At 68.8% G+C, this 1,435-nt stretch carries 1 protein-coding gene; it reads right to left on the bottom strand.

Translation table 11 applies throughout. The features are described 5' to 3' along the window. Positions 1-6: 6 nt before the first annotated feature. Positions 7-1,314 (bottom strand): ISL3 family transposase, encoded by a 1,308-nt coding sequence (locus D8M21_RS11205; RefSeq protein ID WP_048680651.1) that lies wholly within the window; start codon positions 1,312-1,314, stop codon positions 7-9. Positions 1,315-1,435 lie beyond the last annotated feature (121 nt).

Raw genomic sequence — 1,435 nt, 5'->3', positions numbered from 1 at the left:
GGCTCTTCACAATTCGGGGTGTAGGTGTGGTCTGAATCCGCCGGCTTCGAGGAGTGCGCGGGCGATGTAGTTGGTGAGGTTGCGGAAGCCGAGGGCCAGGCCACGCAGGTGCTCGAGGCGACCGTTCACGGCTTCGGTAGGTCCGTTGCTCGTGCGCGGCCGGTCGAAGTAGGCCAGGACGTCGCAGGCGCGTCTGGTCAGGGTGCGGCCGAGCTTGCGCAGTTCTACCAACGCCTCAGGCACACTGTCGGCGAGGGCGTCGATCACGGAGCTCATCTCGACGCGGCCGGCTGCCCGGTCGGGGTGACGGTAGGCGGAGATCATGCGCTGGTAGATCCCCCAGGTGCACTCGACTTGCACGTGCCGGTCCCCAGCGAAGAGCTTGTCAAGGCGCTCGTGCTGGCGGTCGGTGAGCAGGTCAGCCCCGGTGTGCAGGGTCCGCCGCGCGGTGTAGAGCGGGTCGCCCTTGCGTCCGCGGTGTCCGTGCAGTTCCTGCTGGACTCGGCGGCGGCACTCATCGAGAGCGTCCCCGGCCAACCGGATGACGTGGAAGGGATCCATAACCGTGACGGCGTCCGGCAGCTCCTCGGTGGTGGCGGTCTTGAAGCCCGCGAACCCATCCATGGCCACGACCTCGATCCCATCGCGCCAAGCCTGGTCCCGCTCGGCCAGCCAGTCCTTGAACGCCTTCTTCGACCGACCTTCGACCACGTCCAGCAGGCGTGAGGGCCCGGTGCCGTCCCGGACCGGGGTGAGGTCGATGATCACGGTGACGTACTTGTCACCGCGCCGGGTGTGCCGCCACACGTGCTCATCGACCCCGACGACCTTGACACCGTCCAGGCGGGTCGGGTCCTCGATGAGCAGACGCCGGCCCTCAGCCAGGACCGCGTCGTTGGCGGTGTTCCACGCCACGCCCAGTCCTTCGGCAACTCGGGCCATCGACAGGTGGCCGACGACGATCCCGACCAGACCCCACCGCAGGCCGGCGCGGGAGATCTTGGCCCGCGGCGGCGCCGCAGCGGTGGTGTCCTGACGCCACACGTGCGAGCACTCCTTGCAGCGGTAGCGGCGCACGGTGAGCACCAGCGTGGTAGGGCGCCACCCGAACGGCTCGTGCGCCAACTCCCTGCTCACCGTGTCACGGGGCACGCCCTGGCAGCCGCACCGCCTGCACCAGTCGTCCGGCTCCACGACCCGGCACGCCAGCACGGACCGGTCAGGCTCGAGCAGCTGGCCGGTGACCTCCAGACCGAGGCCGTCGAGGCGGGTGAAGGTAGTCAGGTCAGGGCGCGTGAAGGTAGCGTCAGGCACGTCGAGGTCTTCCGGACGGGTTGTGTGAGAACTCCCATCATCGGAAGACCTCGACCCTCACCCCGACACCGACGCGCCGCCCCAGGTCGCACCACAGCTACACCCTCATCTGTGAAGAGCC

The organism is Kocuria sp. HSID16901 (assembly GCF_003989425.1).
GTDB classification, from domain to species: Bacteria; Actinomycetota; Actinomycetes; order Actinomycetales; family Micrococcaceae; genus Rothia; species Rothia massiliensis.
The sequence above is the reverse complement of the archived record's forward strand: the minus strand, read 5'-3'. Positions and strand labels throughout refer to the sequence as shown.